Raw genomic sequence first — 17179 nt, 5'->3', positions numbered from 1 at the left:
CGTCCTGGTCTGGCGCGGGCCAGGCACAGGAGGGTGAAGGCGGCGGTCAGGGGGAGGCCGAACAGCAGGGTGGTCAGGAGGACGAGCCAGCTGGCTTTGCTGTGTCGGTGCGAGGTGGCCGTTATGGGCAGCGGGGCGCCTGCGGCCCGGGGTGGCTGGGCGGGCGTGGTGATCGCGGGCGTGGGAGGCGCAGGGACGGGTTTCTGCTCTTTCGGGAGGGCCCCGGCGCAGTCCGCGCACACGTAGAGCGGACTGCCGTCGGCGAGTGTTCCCAGGAGAATGTGAGGCCGTGGCCAGCGCTTCTCGCAACTGGCGCAGGCTATGCCCTTGCGTTGGGCGCGTGAAAGACCAGCTCCGGAGAAGACGCGTTGTGTGGGCCCTGTAGTCATCGGAAGAACCTTTAATGAGCGGGGATTGCCTGTTGCGGAGTGCCGAAGGCCGTGGTCATGACGGACGGGCGGCGGCTCGGACGGACGCCTCCAGGGCGTCCGCTGGTCCCCTGAGATGCACTCCCATGGCCTGAACGTAAGGCGCGTGGCCGCCGGTTGAACCTGATCAGGGTCAGCCGTAGGAATTTCGTAAGAACTTCACCGGCCGCCTGACCAGGCGATCCGTCGGGGTGAAGGGACGCGGACGGCCCGCGTCGCGGGGCCGGTATGGGTTACCGGTGCCGCGGCGCGGGCCGCCAGGTCGGGGTGATCGTCAGGAGAGGGCGATGTTGCTGTAGTAGTAGCTCAGGATGTAGCGGAAGTCGTGGCCCGCGTTCGCGAGGTCACGCGACCCGTACTGCGACATCCAGTCGCCGGTCGTCCAGTCGCCGCAGGCGGTGGACGTCGAGCAGTAGTGCGCCGCCAGGATGCCGCCGCTGCGGGTCATCCGCGTCGACCAGGTGCGCTGGACGGCCGCGGACGTCGAGGACAGCGCCGAGCCCGGCTTGTAGACCTGGTCGCCGGTGTCGTCCCGGACGTCGTAGCACGCGCCGCTCGGCGTCTTCCGGGACGAGTGCAGCGCCCAGTACCAGGCGTAGCTCTTGACGGCCATGGCCCCGGCGTCCAGCGAGGCGCTCGGCCAGCTCGAGATCCACTCGTTCGGGAGAACGTTCTCCACGTAACTCTGGAACCCGACCCTGTCGACGCGTCCCAGGCCGACCCGGTACACCAGGATCGTGCTGGGCAGCGTCGTGTTGCTGCCGTCCGTCTGGCACCCGGTCGGACCGCCGGACACCAGCTGGTGCGAGGCGTTGTTGTTCTTGAGCGTGGCGTTGAGGTTGCCGCTCGCGCCGGGGGCGAAGTCCTGGGAGTCCCCGCCGTAACCGCTGTTGAAGTAGACGCGCACGGTTGATCCCGTGCGGTTCCACACCGACGCGGCGTTGTTCTTCACGCACACGCCCTGGCCGTTTCCGGGGCCCTTGAAGTCGTAGCAGGTCGGCTGGGTCGTTCCGTAGTCGCTGATCGACCCGGTGAAGTCCGAGATCGAGCCGGCCTGGTTGCTGTTGTAATAGTAGCAGAACTCACCGCTGTCGCAGACCCCGTCACGGGAGGCCGCGGATGCCGGATTGGACACCGCGACGATTCCCGTGAGCATCGAACCGGCGACGGCGAGAACGGCGAACGCCTTTCTCAGGAATGTCATCGCAGGTCCTTAGAAGTGGAGCATGTACTGGAAGGCAGTGTCAGCGCTGCTGACGCGGAGGTGCGAACGCGTGCCGTAGGCGAGCGGGTTGTTCCAGTTGTACTCTTCGACGTCGAACGATCCGTCGGAGTAGACGGCGTTCACGTAGGCGACGTGGCCGACCTTGTGGACGTCGTTGACGGCGATCGCGCCGACCGAGGGCGTGGTGTTGACGGTCACGCCGACCCGGCGGGCGGCGTCGTCCCAGGTGCCGGCGTTACCCCAGGTCGTCCCGCCCCAGGAGTTGCTGAAGTTCGAGACGCCGAGGCGGCTGGCGATGCGGTAGGCCGCGAAGGCGGTGCAGTTGTTCTGCGCGAAGCCGCGGGCGTTGCCGTCGTAGTCGTTGCGCGGCGACTGGTTCCCGCCCGAGCTGCCGATGAACTGGTGCGAGGCGTTGTTGTTCTTCAGGGTGGCGTTGAGATTGCCGCTCGCGCCGGGCCCGAAGTCCTGCCAGCTGCCGCCGTAACCGCTGTTGAAGTAGACCCGCACGGTGGAACTCGAGCGGTTCCACACCGACGCGGCGTTGTTCTTCACGCACACGCCCTGGCCATTGCCGGGACCCTTGAAGTCGTAGCAGGACGGCTGGGTCGTTCCGTAGTCGCTGATCGACCCGGTGAAGTCCGACACCGAGCCCGCCAAGTTGCTGTTGTAGTAGTAGCAGAACTCGCCACTGTCGCAGGAGCCGTCCCGGCCCGCCGCGGAAGCGTGCGTGGTGGTGGCGACGAAGGGGGCGGCAAAGGACAGCGCGGCGCCGGCGATGGCGACCGTCCTACGTACGTACGACATGTTTCCCTCTTTCGCGGAGTGATCGACTCATCGGGCGATGGCCGATGATCGGGGGTTGGAGATCACGGGGACGAAGGTCCGGGGCGGCGGTGTGTCGGGCGCCCGGTCAGTGCGTGCGCTGGTAGTCCTCCCAGGTCTGGATCGGGATGCGGGGGCCGTCGTCCGGGGCGCGGTTGGCGAGGCCGTTCATGCCGAGGTAGTAGTCGCCGACCTGGTGCTGGGCCTCGCTGGACAGGTCCGTGTCGCTGATCGCGACCGCGTGGATGTGCCACGGCCAGTCGCCCTGGCTCGGGTTGCGGACCCACGCGGCGAAGCCGACCTGGCGCAGCGCCTTGGCCACGGACGTGCGGGTGTCGGCGGACATGCCGTCGACGTTGATGTCCACGACGCCGCCGCCATCGTGGGTACCGGCGGACGTGGGGTCCCCGCCGGGGTTGTAGGAGCCCTGGTCCAGCTTCAGCGTGAAGCCGAGCAGCGCCTCGGTCCTGGTGAGCATCGCCTGGGTGCGCGAGTCGACGGTGTACCCGTCCCGCTGGACCTTCGCGCCCGCGGTGATCACGTTCGTGACGGTGAACTGGCCCTGCCCGAGGGTGGTCAGGGAGGTCTTGCCCGGCAGTCCGTTGGCGTCCAGGCCGGTGTAGCCGAGCGAGCGCTGGAAGGCCGCGTACGCCGAGATGGTCGTCGTCCCGAAGTAGCCGTCGACCCACTGGGAGGCGAGCAGGCCCTTGGACTGGAGCACCTTCTCGACGGCCAGGACGGAGTCCTTCGCGCCCGGGGTCAGCGTGTTGTCGGCGCGCCGGGGGTCGATCTGGGCGGCCAGGACGGTGGCCTCCATGTTGACGACCGGCAGCACCGCGGCCTTGGGGGCCGTCGGCTTCAGGGGCGCGGCCGACGCGTGCACCGCGCCGGCGGCGAGACCGCCCGAGACCGCGACGGTCGCGAGCAGCGCCGTGAGGGCGCCTCGGGTCTTGAACGTCTTCATCGTGGGGTGTTTCCTTCCGTTCGTTCTGCGGGGGGCGGTTCGGTGGGGCACGCTTCGGTGGGGCACGGTCCTCTGCGGTGCCGAGGGGGTGTGCGTCAGCAGCGGACGTCGGTGGCGGCGCTGGCCCGGTCGGGGTACCAGCCGACGGCGACGGTGCACTGGTCGAGCGTCGCGGAGCCCAGGGACCACGCCTCGGTGACCTTGCCGGGGCACTGGAGGTCCACCAGGTGACGGCCCGCGGAGTCGACGGTCGCGATGGAGACGCAGACGTCCCAGTTGCTGTGCGTGGCGCGGTAGCCCGACCACACGTACAGGTAGCCGTAGTTCTTTCCGCAGCCCTTGAACTGCTTGACCGACGCGAAGGTCTGGCCGTCCAGGTTCACGTAGGCGGTCGAGCCGATCTGGACGGTGCTCGAGCAGCCGGGCGCCTGCTCGGCGTGCGCCGTCGCGCTGAAGAATCCGAGGGCGAGCGGGGTGGCCATCGCGGCGCCGATCGCCGCGCGGGTGAGGCTTCTCATGACGGTGTCCTTTCGGGGTGAGGGGCAGCCGCACCGCGGGGCGGATCCGAGGGAATCCGCGGTGCGAGGACTCTCCCCTTCGGAGGTCGGGCCCCTCAAGAGTCCGCGAGCGCGGTTCCGAAAACCTTCCATCGCGCTTCCCTTTCGCTACCGCGGAGCGCGAAAAAGGGAAGTGAGCGGTAGTGGCCGTCGGACACTTCCCGCAGGGGGAACGTGACATGGCCATTGGAGGGCGCGTCCGTCGATACTCCGCCCGATGAGGGAGGCTGCGATCGCACCCCTATTTGGACGAGGAGTTGTTCCCCTAAAAGGTGGGCGAGTGTCCCTTCGCGGGGCGGTTTCGAGCGTCATGGGCCGATGAACCTCACCATTGAGCGGTCGTCGGCGGTGGTGGCGACGTGGATGTACCGGCCGCGGTCGTGGAAGACCAGGCCCAGCGCCTTCCAGCGGTCGATGACCTGCCTGACCTCGGCGTGTGTCACGTTGACCCCGAGGTCGGCCGTGAGGCGCTTCACCAGCGACGGCAGTCCTCGCGGGCTGTGGAGCAGGCGGAGGAGCGCCAGGCCGAAGGGGTCGGCGACCGTGAACTCGCTCCACGGGAACTGCGGTCTGCTGTTGGAAAAGCGCACCCCGCCGCCGGTGTCCCAGTGGACGAGCCGGCAGCCCGGGTGTTCGGAACGCCAGATGTCGACGGCCGATTCGAGTCGGGCGATGGTCTCCTCGCCGATGCCCTGTTCCGGTGCCCGGAAGGGATGGGCCAGGGCGAAGAGCTCGCGCTCGGGCAGGTCGTAGATAATTTGATAATGTGCGGCCGGTCGCAGGTCGGTGAAACCCGGTACGGGGCGGTCGAAGTAGGGGTCGGGGCGCTCGGCCGCAATGCGGGACGCGCCCATCGGCGGTGGCAGATGGTGCAACGCGGGGAACTGCTCGAGAACCGGCAGGTGGTCGGCGTCGTCTTCACCGGGAAATCCGTAAATGTAGTTCCAGGTTGGCCGAATCCCGGCCGACGCGGCGTCCCTTATTGTCCGGACATTCACGCACCCCGTGGCCCCATTGTTCGCGGGCCTCGTGGACGCCGGGTTCGCGTGCGCGACGCCGTTCCGGTCACGCCAGCACAGTCCGGGGATCGGCGCGAGATCACCGCCGTCAGCGAGCGCGCCCACTAACTCGGCGAAGACCACCGCGCCCTCGCCGCGGACGACGAAGTCGACGGCGGGGAAGTTGCGGTGGAGCGCGGCGCCCTGGACGCCGTCGCAGTTGGCCCCGCCGAGAACCGTCCGGATCGCCGGGTTCAGCTCCTTGACCCGCCGCGCGGTGGCCAGGGACGCGGTGTTCTGCTGGAACGTCGAGGTGAACCCGACAAGGTCCGGGGCGGCGTCCACGACGCGGCGGGCCAGCCGGTCGACGAACGCGGGCGCCAGCGCGTGCAGGGCGTGGCCGAGGTCCCGCTGGTGCGCCGTCCACGTCCCGCCCATGGACGCGTCGAACTCGTCCGCCCGCCAACCTGGGACACCGTGCAGGGCGCTGGAGAACACCCAGTCGCCGCGTCCGTCGAAGCGCGAGCCCGCCGAGTAGTAGCCGTAGTCCTCGATGGTGAAGGGGCGCCGCTCGGCGACCCACTGATGGAAGTCGGCGTTGGCGTGGACGACCTCCACGTCGTCCCCCGGACGGCGGCTCGCGACCGCCGAGGCGAGGGCGTCGAGGGCCGGGGAGGGGACGTCCACCGGGGCCCACGGCAGGGTCGCCAGCACGATGCGCACGGCGCGCGCGCCTTAGGGAGCGACCGTCCCGGCCTGCGCGGCGCGCGTCCTCCGCCTGGTGGACCGGACGTCTTCGAAGATCACGATCTTCCTCATCGCCGCACCCTTCCCACGCTCGCACCGGAGGTGCCCCGGAGGTTCTGGAGGTGCCCGGAGGCTAAGGGGGGCCACTTCCGCCTTCCTACCGTTCGACTACCGGTCCGAGGGCGGCCATCAGCCGGTCCAGATCGTCGGCGGCGGGGCGGTTCCCGAGCTCGTGGTAGATGCCGCGCGCGGCGAGGTACGAGGCATGGGCCTCCCGGTCCCGCCCGCACATCCGGAACGCCTCCGCGAGCCACGAATGCACCTGCGCGAGGAACAGCGGGGACGTCGACGACCACCTTGGTTCGTCGGAGCCCTCCGAGGGGCCGACCGAGTGCGCCACGCGTCCTTCGGCCAGGTCGACGAGGCCTTCGCTCAGGTCCAGGCGGGCCATGACGTAGTGCGTCCACGGCCCTCCCGGGTTCAGGAGCCGGGCCAGCAGGGCCAGGCCGGAACGGATGAGCGAGGCGGTTCCGGGGTCTCCCACCGACAGCGCCGACAGGCCGAACGTGAGCAGCGTGAACGCGTCGGACGCGTCGCCCGGATCGGACGCGTCGCCCGGATCGGACAGATCGGACGGATCGGACGGGTCTCCCGGATCGGATGCGTCGGACGGGCCGTCCCCACGCTCCCGCCGGAACGCCGACGCCCGTTCGGCCAGGTCGAGCGCCTCCTCGCGGTCGACGTGCTCCCGCCTGGTGCCCGCCAGGCGACGCAGCGCCACGGACTGCTCGGGGGACATCCCGCAGCGCGCGGCGCGGTCCAGGCTCCGTCCCATCGCCGCGAGGGACTCGGCGTCCCGGCCGTGCTCGTCGTCGTTGAGGACGATCTCCCGCTCGGCCCAGAGGGCGGCGCGCTCGTTGCCGGCCCGCCGGGCGGCCTCCCGCACGCGGCTCAGGACGGTGGCCGCCTCCCGGTGCCGTCCGGCGGCCCGGAGGACGGAGGCCCGCGCGGCGAGGGCCTCGGCCTCCGCCGCGTGGCATCCGAGTTTCTGGAAGGTCTTCTGGGAGAGTTCCGCCTCCATCAGCGCGCTGTCGAAGTCCCGGTGCAGCAGGCACCGGGCCAGGCCGAGGCGCGTGGTGGCCTCGCCCATCGTGTCCCCGGCCTCCAGGCAGAGCCACAGCGCCCTGAGGTGGGTCTGTTCCCAGTCGTCGTACTGGCCGCTGAGCTCGAAGAACTCCACCAGGTGATGGCAGATGCCCCAGGCCGCCCCGGACAGGCCCGCCGCGCACGCCTGCGAGACCGCCCTGCTGAGCGCCAGGCGCTCCTCGTCGAACCAGAGCAGCGGATCCGAGATGATCTCGTCCATCTCGGCGTCCGACAGCCCGGCGTAGACCGCCCTCGCGGACGCGCCCGGGCCGACCTGCGGCGTCGCATCGAGGCTGGACGCGCCCGGGCCGACCTGCGGCGTCGCTCCGAGCCTGGACGCGCCCGGTTCGGCCTGCGGCACCGCCCCGAGCGCCGACGCCCCCGGACCGTCCTGCGGCACCGCCCCGAGCGCCGACGCCCCCGGACCGTCCTGCGGCATCGTGTCGAGCCCGAGTGCGGACGCGGGCGCGGACGCCGAGGTCGGAGCGGGGCCCCAGCCGCGTTCGGCTCTGGAGTAGGCGCGGGACTCGGCCATGCCCGCGAGCCGCAGCCAGGCGTCGCTGACGCGGGCCAGCGCGGCGTGCCTGACCTGCTCAGACTCCTCGGCCAGGCACTCCCTGGCGTACAGCAGCACCAGGTCGTGGAAGCGGAGGCGCAGTCGGCCGCCCGGTCCGCTCCGGGCGACCTCGAGAAGCTGGGCGTCGATGAGCGCCTCGACGAGGTCCTCGGCCTCGCCGACCGGGACCCCCAGCAGCGGGCCGACGACCCAGGCGGCGAACTCGGGGACCTGCACCAGGCCGAGGACGCGGAAGGCGCGACGCTGCGGTTCGCTCAGGCCGGCGTAGCCGAGGGCGACGCTCGCCCGCAGCTCCAGGTCGCCGAACGCGAGCTCGTCCAGGCGGCGCCGCTCGTCCGCGAGGCGGTCCACCAGGCGGGCGAGCGGCCAGTGCGGACGGCTGGCCAGCCGCGCCGAGGCGATGCGCACCGCCAGCGGCAGGTGGCCGCTCAACCGGGCGATCTCGCGGGCCTGCTCGGGTTCGGCGGCCACCCGCTCCCGTCCGACGATGGCCTCGATGAGCCCGACGGCCTGCTCCGGCTCGAAGACCTCCAGGTTGAGCAGCTGCGCGCCGCCCAGCCCGGACAGCCGGGACCGGCTGGTGATCAGCACCGAGCAGGTCGGGGACCCGGGCAGCAGCGGCCGCACCTGGGCCTCGCTCGCCGCGTTGTCCAGCAGGAACAGCATGCGGCGTCCCGCCGTCCGCGACCGGAACAGCTCACCGGCCTCGTCGTGGTCGTGCGGCATCGCGCTCTCGTCGACGCCGACCGCCCGCAGGAACCGGCGCAGGACGTCGTGCGGGTCCGTCGGGCGAGGGTCGTGGCCGCGGAGGTTCACGTACAGGCGGCCGCCCGGGAAGTCCGGTCCCATGTCGTGCGCGACCTGCAGGGCGAGGGCGGTCTTCCCGACGCCGCCCTTCCCGGAGATCACGAGGACGGGCACGGCCAGGCGCTCCGCCGTCTCCGCGCCGCGGGCGAGCCGCGCGCGGACCAGGCTCATCTGCGCCTCCCGTCCGGTGAAGTCGCCGACGGCCGCCGGAAGGTTCACCGGCTGCGGCCCCGCCGTCACCGGGCTCGCCGACACCGGGCCCGCCACCAGGCTCGGCACCGGCCCCGCCATCGGGCTCGGCACCAGGCTCGGCTCCGCGATCCGCCTCGGGGGAGGGGCCGGGTCCGGATCCGCCCTGGACGGTGTGGGCGCCACCTCGAGACTCGGGTCGCCCACCAACACCGCCTGGTGGAGTTTGCGCAGCTCAACCCCAGGGTCCAGGCCCAGGCCGTCCGCGAGGACGCTGCGGCACTCCTCATAGGAGGCCAGCGCGTCCGCGACCCGTCCGGCCCGGTGGAGGGCGAGGATCAGCTGCGCCCAGAGCCGCTCCTGGTAGGGGTGCTCGGCCACCAGGATCCGGAGTCCGGACACCAGCTCGGCGCTCCCGCCGAACCTCAACTCGGCGTCGGCCCATTCGAGCGCCGCGCTCAGCCGCCGCTCCTCCAGGAAGTGCCCGTCGCTGCTCAGCCCGGGGGCCGCGTCGGAGATGGACCGTCCCCGCCACGTCCACAGCGCCGCGCGGAACCGTTCGGCGGCCTCCTCGAACCGCCCTTCGGCCAGGTGGACGCGGGCGTCGTCGGTCGTGGTCTCCATCCCGGTCAGGTCGACCTGGTCCCGGTGGACGTGCAGCGCGTACCCCTGGGCGTGCCGCTCGATCGAGCCCGGACCCAGGAGCGCCCGTAGCTGCGAGATCTGCTTGTGGAGTTGCTGGACGGCGGTCGTCGGGGGCTCCTCGCCCCAGAGCCAGGTGATGATCCGGTCGGCCGAGACCGGTTTGCCGGCGCGCAGCGCCAGCCCGGCCAGCAGCGTCCGCTGCTTGACCCCGCCGAGCGGCAGCCGGTCTCCGCCTCGCCACGCCTCGATCGGCCCGAGAAGGAGAATCCGCAACTGGTCTCCCTCGCCCATCCGCCCACTCCCGTCCACGACGTGGCGTCCACTCGCCCCCGTCAAGATCGCTCCGGGTACCCGCGCCGTCAAGGCAACGGAGGGTGAAGGTCTCCGAAGATCACGTTCCTTGGTGATCAAGCACAAATTCGGCGCGGGATTTGGTCAACCGATGAGGTGTGAGGGCGGACGCCCCCTTCCCCGCGGGGCCCGCGAAGCCCTCGTCTGAAGGGTTCCTGGACGATCCGCCCGCCACCGCGGAGCGCGGGCCGAGGGCACGTCTCGGCGTACCGACGCGGTCTCCATCCCGGTCTCCGTCCCGGTCTCCGTCCCGGTCTCCATCCCGGTCTCCATCCCGGTCTCCGTCCCGGTCTCCATGCGGGGGATCGCCCGCCGCGGGTGACGGTCGTGGACGGAGTGCGTAGCATCCAGTCAATCGATCGATCGATTGGAGTTCGCGAGTGCGTATCGATGCGGTTCTGACGGATCTGGTCGGGGTGAGCGTGGATCCGAGGCGTCCCGTGGTGCGGCGGATCGGCGTGCATCAGGGGCGGATCGTCGGGGTGGACGAGGAACTGGACGGCGTCCGGGCCCGGCGGGTGATCGGGCTGGACGGGGCGTGCGTGGTGCCCGGCTTCAACGACGCCCACAACCACATGGTGCTCTTCGGCATGTCCCGGACCGAGATCGACCTCGCGAGCCCGCCCATGCGGACGGTCGAGGACGTGTACGCGGCGGTCGCCGAACGGGCCCGGACGCAGCCTCCCGGAACCTGGATCATCGGGTCCGGATACGACCAGAACAAGATCGGCGGGCATCCGCACCGGGACGGCCTGGACGCCGTCGCCCCCGATCACCCGGTGTGGCTGCGGCACACGTCGGCGCACATGTCCGTCGCCAACTCGCGGGCGCTGTCGGCGGCCCTGGACGGGGCGGCCGTCCCAGAGGGCGGCAAGGTCGCGACCGATCCGGACGGGCGGCCGAACGGCCTGCTCGAGGAGCAGGCGCAGATGCTGCTGCGCCGGTTGCGCTACCCCTTCCCGGAGGAGCAGATCGTCCAGGCGATCGGGGCGGCGAGCGCGCAGTACCTGAGCGAGGGCATCACGACCTGCACGGAAGCCGGGATCGGACGCGGCTGGATCGGGCATTCACCCGTCGAGGGCGCCGCGTACCAGGTCGCGCGGGAGCGCGGGCTGCTGGGCGTGCGGGTCCGGCTGATGGTGGCGTCCGACTCGGCGCGGGAGCTCGACCGGGAGCCGGGGCTCCCTCCGGCGAACGGCCTCGACCTGGGCTTCCGCACCGGATTCGGGGACGCGTGGCTCCGCCTCGGCGCCATGAAGATCTTCGCGGACGGCTCGCTGATCGGGAGGACGGCGGCGATGTGCTGCGACTTCGAGGGCGAGGCGGGCAACAGCGGCTACCTGCAGATGGACGCCGGAGTCCTCCGCGAGCGGATCCTCCGCGCTCACGCGGGCGGATGGCAGGTCGCGACGCACGCGATCGGCGATCGAGCGATCGATGTCGTCCTGGACGCGTACGCCGAGGCGCAGGCCGCCCAGCCGCGCCCGGACGCGCGACACCGGATCGAACACTGCGCCGTCACCCGTCCTGACCAGGTCGAACGCCTGGCGGAGCTGGGTGTCGTGCCGGTGCCGCAGGCGACGTTCGTCGGGCAGATCGGCGACGGGATGCGGGCCGCGCTGGGCCCGGCGCGCGAGCCGTGGTGCTACCGGCAGCGCTCGTTCCTGGACGCCGGACTGGTCGTTCCGGGCAGTTCGGACCGTCCGGTCGTCCGGGGGAACCCGCTGCTCGGCATCCACGACATGGTCGACCGCCGGACGCAGAGCGGCGCACCGCTCGCCCCGGACGAGGCCGTCAGCCCGCTCGAGGCCCTCGCGTCCTACACGGCGGGCTCGGCCCACGCCGGATTCGACGAGCGCGACATGGGGACGATCACGCCCGGCCGCCTCGCCGACCTGGCCGTTCTCGACGACGATCTCACCAGCGTCGACCCGGGGCGGATCAAGGACCTCCGCGTCCTCGCCACCATCGTGAACGGCGACTTCGCCTACCAAGCCCCCGACGTCGCCTTCGACGACGCCTAACCCCTGCGGCCGGAGACGGCGCCGACGTCCGGCGTCGGCGTCCGACGCGGACGCCGTCTCCGGCTTGTCGGCGTCACCCGGTCAGATGGCGGACTCGGGCCAGGCGGCGGCCACGACGGGCTGGAGATCGAGGTCGTCCAGCAGGCGCTCGATCGTTCGATAGTCGCGACCGCACGACAGCAGGCTCAGCGCCATCTGCGCGTACGTGGTGGTGAGGTCGCGCAGGGACGTCTTGCCGGACGCCGAGTACCAGCCCGCCACGCCCGAGCACATCTGGAGGAGCGCGATCCGGGCGATGCGCGGGTCCTGGACGGCGAAGGTCCCGGACGCGCACCCGTCCGCGATCACGCTCGCCCAGAGGCCCTCGTAGCGGTCGCGGAGCTCGACGGCCTGGGCGAGCCGGTCGCCGTCCAGGCTGCGGAGCTCGTTGTCGACGACCGCGGTCTCCTCGGGGTGCGTCGCGTGCGACCAGACGTGCAGGTAGACCAGGCCGCACAGCCTGACCTGCGGATTCAGGTCGGGGGAGAGGCGGTCGGCGGCGTCGATGAGGCGGCGGAAGCTGTCCTGCGTGATCGCGAAGAGCAGGTCCTCCTTGGTGCCCATGTAGTGGTACAGCGTGGAGGAGTTGATCCCGACGGCCTCGGCGAGCTGGCGGATCCCGGTCGCGTGGAACCCCCGGGTGGCGAACAGGTGCACCGCCGCGCGCCGGATCTGCTCCTCGGTGCCGCCGGCCACGGCCCCGCCCTCGCGCGTCCTCGGGCCGCTCGCTCGTGCCATGGAAGTGCCGTCGCTTTCTGTTCCGCCGGATCGGGCCCCTGCCCGGGTTCGCGGGGCGGACTCCGGCCGCCCCCGGGCGTTCCGGAACGTGGCCTCCCAGCGTATAGGCGGGTCGCTCGATGCCGTCCGGACTCTTGACGGAGCGGCCGCGGCCGGTTTAGCGTCCAGCCCAATCGATCGATCGATCGAGGATCGGGCATCGTGACGTTGGAGGCAGGATGGCCCAGGTGAACGACCCTCTCGCGGCGTCCGGGACGCGGCCGGTGGAGGTGGCCTTCGACGACGCGGCGGCCGTCGTCCGCCTCAACCGCCCGCACCGGCTGAACGCGGTCAGCCCCGCACTGGTGGACGGCCTGCTCGACGCGCTCGCGTCCTGCGCCGACGCCGCCGGACGCGAGATCGGCGCGGTGGTGCTCACCGGAAACGGCCGCGCCTTCTGCGCCGGCCACGACCTGAAGGAACCCCGTGAACAGCCGACCTCGCTGACCGAACGGCTCGACCGGCTCCAGGAGGTCACCCGGCGGATCCGCGCGCTGCCCGTCCCGGTGATCGCGGCCGTCCACGGCCACGCGGTCGGCGCGGGCGCCGAGTTCGCCCTGGGCTGCGACCTGGTCATCGCCGCCGAGGACACGGTGTTCCGCTTCCCCGAGGTCGGAATCGGGCTGAGCGTCACCGGCGGGGTCAGCCGCCTGCTGCCCGCGCTCGTCGGCCCGGCCAAGGCCAAGGAACTGGTCCTGCTCGGCGAACCCCTCCCCGCCCAGGAGGCCGAACGGATCGGCCTGGTCAACCGCGTCGTCCCGGCGGGCGGACAGCTCGACGCCGCCCTCGAATGGGCCCGCCGCCTCGCGTCCCAGCCGCCCCTCGCGACGTCCCTGGCCAAGACCGCGCTCGACGAGGGCACGGACGGCACGCTCCACGGCGCGCTCGCCCTGGAGATCGCGCACGCCCTGGTCACGGACGCCGCGATCGCCGACGAGGACTCCGCCCACGCCGCCCTCCGCGGCAGCCGCGCGAGGAACACCTGATGCCCCCGCCCCCCACGCAGGACCGCGCCACGCAGGACTCCGCAGTGCAAGACCGCGCAGCGCAGGACCGCGCAGCGCAGGACCGCGCAGCGCAGGACCGCGCAGCGCAGGAGCGGGCCGCGCAGGACCGCGCAGCGCAAGGGCGAGCAGAGAGCCCGGACGTGTTCTCGCAGGGCGGGTCGGAGTCGGCGAAGGGCGTTCGGCCTCGGGCGGGTTCGGTGGTGGCGGCGCGGGTGGAGACGCTGGACGGACTGGTCCGGCGGGCCGCGGCGCTGTGGCCTGAGCGCGTCGCCTGGATCTTCGACGAGACGGGCGAGCGCCTGACGTTCGCCCAGGTCGACGCCCGGACGGACGCCCTGGCCACGCTGCTGGCCGAGCACGGCGTGGGGCCGGGCGACCGGGTCGGCGTGATGGTCCGCAACAGGCCCGAGTTCCCGCTGAGCTGGCTCGCGGCGGCGAAGGCCGGCGCCGCGATGGTGCCGGTCAACACCGGATACCGGCAGTACGACGCGACGCACGTGATCGCGCACGCGGGATGCCGCGTGATCCTCACGACCGGCGAGTTCGTCCCGCTGATCGAGGAGATCCGGGACGCGACCGACCTCGTCCACGTGATCGATCTCGACCGCGTCGCGCTCCCGGCCGACGCGTTCCCGGAGGGAAACCGTCCGGTCAACGCGCGTCCGCGGGATCGGGCACCCGCCGACGGCATCGCCTCGGAAGGCGCGCCGTCCACAGAACCGGTTTCGGTTGCGGAGAGCGTGGCGAACGTCCAGTACACGTCCGGCACGACGGGCGCGCCCAAGGGATGCGTCCTGCCGCACCGCTACTGGACGACGCTTGCCGCCGGGCTCGTCGACGACTGGCCGGGCCTGGGCGAGGACGACGTCATCCTCACCGCGCAGCCGTTCCACTACATGGACCCGCAGTGGAACGTCGCCGTCGGGCTGACGTCCGGAGCGTCGCTGGTCGTGCTCGACCGCTTCCATCCGACGACCTTCTGGGACAAGGTGCGCGAACACGGCGTGACCTGGTTCTACTGTCTCGGCCTCATGCCGAGGCTGCTGCTCGACATGCCCCCTTCGCCGGACGACCGGAACCACCGGGTCCGGGCGATCTGCGCGTCCGCGATCCCGCCCGCGCTGCACGCCGCGCTGGAGGAACGCTGGGGCGTCCCATGGTTCGAGGCGTTCGGGATGACCGAAACCGGCAGCGACATCCGGCTCGGTCCCGAGGACCACGACGCGACCGTCGGCACCGGATGCCTCGGCCGTCCCGCCCCCGGACGCGAGGCGATGATCGTCGGCCCGGACGGCGCGACCCCCGTCCCGCGCGGCGAGACCGGCGAGCTCGTGATGCGCGGGACCGGCATGATGCACGGCTACTTCCGCGATCCGGGCGCCACCGCCCGCGCGTTCGCCGGAGGCTGGTTCCACACCGGTGACCTGGCCCGAATGGACGACGAGGGCCGCGTCTACTACATCGGCCGCACCAAGGACATGATCCGCCGAAGCGGCGAGAACGTGTCCGCGCAGGAGGTCGAGACCGTCCTGCAACTGCATCCGCGCGTCGCGCTGGCCGCCGTCCTGCCCGAGCCGGACGAGCTGCGCGGCGAGGAGGTGCACGCGGTCGTCGTGGTCGAGGGCGGCGCGGACGCCGTCCCGCCGGACGAGCTGATCGCCCACGGACGCGCCCAGCTCGCGTACTTCAAGGTCCCGCGCTACTGGACATACGTGGATGAACTCCCGCGTACCGCGTCCGAGCGCGTCTCCAAAGCGGCCGTCCGAAACCTGCTGGCGACCGTCCCGACCTACGACGGAACGTCCGGAACATGGACGTGACGTCCCGGCCCACGTGGGTGATCCCCACGACCGTCCACTTCGACGAGTTCGATATGAACGGGCACCTGCACAACGCGCGCTTCGCCCTGCACGTGGAACGCGCCACGACGGCGCTCCTCGCCCGAGCCGGATTCGACACCACCGCCACCCACGACCGCGACGACGACCTGCGCTACGCCGTCGCCGCGTTCACGATCGAGTTCGACGCGCCCGTGTGCCACCCGGGACCCCTGCTCGTCGAGCTCACCCTGCGCCGCCTCGGCCGCACCAGCGCCGAGTGGGCCTTCGCCTGCCGCACCGCGCCCGGTGCGGCGCCCAGCGCGACCGGCACCCGGACGATCGTCAAGATCGACCGGACCGGCCGTCCCACCCCCTGGACCCCGCGAATGCGCGACCTCGCCCCTCTGGAGGCGCCATGACCACCCCCGAAACCCGAACCGAGACCGCGGCCCCGCACGACGAACCGGCGCTGAAGCCGGCCCTCGCGGACCGCCAGATGAGCATGATCGCGATCGGCGGCGTCATCGGCGCCGGCCTGTTCGTCGGCAGCGGCAGCGTGATCAAGTCCGCCGGACCGGCCGCCCTCGTCTCCTACGCCGCGTCCGGCCTGCTGGTCGTGCTGGTCATGCGGATGCTCGCCGAACTGTCGGTGACCACGCCCGCCACCGGCTCGTTCGCCGCCTACGCCTCCCGCGAGCTCGGCAGCTGGGCCGGGCTCGCGATCGGCTGGATGTACGCCTACTCCTGGTCGGTGACCGTCGGCGTCGAGGCCGTCGTCGGCGGCGGCCTCGTGCACAGACTGCTCCCGGACGTGCCCGGATGGTCCGCCGCGCTGCTGTTCATGGTCGTCCTGACCGGCGCGAACCTGGTCGCGGTGCGCGCCTACGGCGAGTCCGAGTTCTGGTTCGCCCTGGTCAAGGTCATCGCGATCGTCCTGTTCATCGTCCTCGGCGTGCTCGCGATCGCGGGCCTCATGCCGGGCGTGGACGCGCCGGGCACCACCAACCTGCTGCACCACGGCGGGTTCGCGCCCCACGGCTGGTACGCGGTCGTGCCGGCCGCGCTCGTGGTGATGTTCGCGCTGAACGGCGCCGAGGTCGTCACGATCGCGGCCGGCGAGGCCGTCCGCCCGGCCGAGGCGGTGCGCAAGGCCGTCCGGTCCACGGTGACCCGGATCCTGATCTTCTACATCGGCTCGGTCGCGGTCATCGTGACCCTCCTTCCCCACGACTCGGCGAGCGTCACGTCCAGCCCGTACGCGGCGGTGCTCGACACCCTCGGCATCCCGCACGCCGGGACGGCCATGGACGTGATCGTCCTCATCGCCGTCCTGTCCTGCCTGAACTCGGGCATCTACACCTCGTCCCGGATGATGTTCGCCCTCGCGGCGAACGGCGAGGCGCCGCGCTTCCTCGGCCGCACCAACCGGCACGGTGTGCCTGTCGCGGGCGTCCTGCTGGCGTCCATCGCCGGATTCGTCACGGTCTGCGCCAACTACTTCGTCAGCACCACCGCCGTGTTCGACTTCCTGGTGAACTCCAGCGGCTCGGTGATCGTCCTGCTGTACCTGACCATCACCATCACCCAGCTCCGCGCCCGAGCCCGCGCCGACCGCGAGGGCTTCGTCCCGGCCGTCCGCATGTGGGGACACCCCTACCTGTCATGGCTGATCGTGCTGGTCCTCGGCGCGATGCTGATCTTCCTGGCCACCCACTCCGACACCCGCCGCTCCCTGACCCTCACCTTGTCGGTAACGGCCATCGCCGTCCTGGCAGGTGCCATCCGCCAATCCCGCCGCCGCTCCACCTCCTGACCCATCCACCCCGCTCGGCGGCCCACCCAAGGGCCGCCGAGCCCCAACCCCGCACCCCCCCCACAACGCAATCCCCACCCCTCGCAGCCCACCCCAACCACCACCCAAACCCACGCCCGCTTCCACCACCCGCGCCCGCGTCCGTGGCCCGCTTCTGCCGCCAGGTGCCCACCGCCCACCGCCCGCCGCCCGCTCCCACCGCCAGGCGCCCGCCTTCGCGGCCCGCGCCCGCGGCCCGCGCCC

At 71.8% G+C, this 17179-nt stretch carries 12 protein-coding genes; 5 read left to right on the top strand and 7 right to left on the bottom strand.

All coding sequences use genetic code 11. The annotated features are described in order from the left end of the window. Nucleotides 1-702 precede the first annotated feature (702 nt). The 6 genes from EBO15_RS34475 to EBO15_RS44610 form a co-directional block, all read right to left on the bottom strand. Nucleotides 703-1632, bottom strand: coding sequence for a peptidase inhibitor family I36 protein (locus EBO15_RS34475; RefSeq protein WP_122198668.1), 930 nt, complete (start codon nt 1630-1632; stop codon nt 703-705). Nucleotides 1633-1641: 9 nt separating this feature from the next. Beyond that, nucleotides 1642-2457 carry a CHAP domain-containing protein gene (locus tag EBO15_RS45510; protein WP_199744979.1) on the bottom strand — a complete coding sequence of 272 codons (816 nt, stop codon included), beginning with the start codon at nt 2455-2457 and terminating at the stop codon, nt 1642-1644. Nucleotides 2458-2563: 106 nt separating this feature from the next. Beyond that, nucleotides 2564-3439 (bottom strand): peptidoglycan-binding protein, encoded by an 876-nt coding sequence (locus EBO15_RS34465; protein ID WP_122198667.1) that lies wholly within the window; start codon nt 3437-3439, stop codon nt 2564-2566. 95 nt (nt 3440-3534) lie between these two features. Beyond that, a complete protein-coding gene (locus tag EBO15_RS34460) occupies nt 3535-3957 on the bottom strand; it encodes a hypothetical protein (RefSeq protein ID WP_122198666.1) in 423 nt (140 codons plus the stop codon). A 347-nt stretch (nt 3958-4304) separates the two neighbouring features. Next, complete coding sequence (locus EBO15_RS34455) at nt 4305-5717, bottom strand: cobalamin-dependent protein (protein ID WP_122198665.1); 1413 nt, start codon at nt 5715-5717, stop codon at nt 4305-4307. Between the two features lie 181 nt (nt 5718-5898). Then, nucleotides 5899-9378, bottom strand: a complete 3480-nt coding sequence (locus tag EBO15_RS44610; protein WP_158628441.1) for an AfsR/SARP family transcriptional regulator — start codon at nt 9376-9378, stop codon at nt 5899-5901. 494 nt (nt 9379-9872) lie between these two features. Between EBO15_RS44610 and EBO15_RS34420 the strand changes: the two genes are divergently transcribed. After that, nucleotides 9873-11480, top strand: a complete 1608-nt coding sequence (locus EBO15_RS34420; RefSeq protein ID WP_233616629.1) for an amidohydrolase — start codon at nt 9873-9875, stop codon at nt 11478-11480. A gap of 81 nt (nt 11481-11561) precedes the next feature. Here EBO15_RS34420 and EBO15_RS34415 read toward each other — a convergent pair whose 3' ends face one another. Beyond that, the gene (locus EBO15_RS34415) at nt 11562-12257 is read right to left on the bottom strand and encodes a TetR/AcrR family transcriptional regulator (protein ID WP_199744978.1); all 696 of its coding nucleotides are present in this window, start codon (nt 12255-12257) and stop codon (nt 11562-11564) included. Between the two features lie 227 nt (nt 12258-12484). On the opposite strand from EBO15_RS34415, the gene EBO15_RS34410 reads away from it, so the two are divergent. The 4 genes from EBO15_RS34410 to EBO15_RS34395 all read left to right on the top strand — a co-directional run bounded on the left by EBO15_RS34410 (nt 12485) and on the right by EBO15_RS34395 (nt 16936). Then, nucleotides 12485-13282 carry an enoyl-CoA hydratase/isomerase family protein gene (locus tag EBO15_RS34410; RefSeq protein ID WP_233616628.1) on the top strand — a complete coding sequence of 266 codons (798 nt, stop codon included), beginning with the start codon at nt 12485-12487 and terminating at the stop codon, nt 13280-13282. Nucleotides 13283-13503: 221 nt separating this feature from the next. Further along, nucleotides 13504-15123, top strand: coding sequence for an AMP-binding protein (locus tag EBO15_RS34405; protein ID WP_233616627.1), 1620 nt, complete (start codon nt 13504-13506; stop codon nt 15121-15123). Beyond that, complete coding sequence (locus EBO15_RS34400) at nt 15114-15542, top strand: acyl-CoA thioesterase (protein ID WP_122198659.1); 429 nt, start codon at nt 15114-15116, stop codon at nt 15540-15542. Before EBO15_RS34405 ends, EBO15_RS34400 begins: the two co-directional genes overlap by 10 nt. Next, nucleotides 15539-16936, top strand: coding sequence for an amino acid permease (locus EBO15_RS34395; RefSeq protein WP_122198658.1), 1398 nt, complete (start codon nt 15539-15541; stop codon nt 16934-16936). Before EBO15_RS34400 ends, EBO15_RS34395 begins: the two co-directional genes overlap by 4 nt. The last annotated feature ends 243 nt before the right edge of the window (nt 16937-17179 follow it).

This window comes from Actinomadura harenae (assembly GCF_003696215.1).
GTDB lineage: Bacteria > Actinomycetota > Actinomycetes > Streptosporangiales > Streptosporangiaceae > Spirillospora > Spirillospora harenae.
The sequence above is the reverse complement of the archived record's forward strand: the minus strand, read 5'-3'. Positions and strand labels throughout refer to the sequence as shown.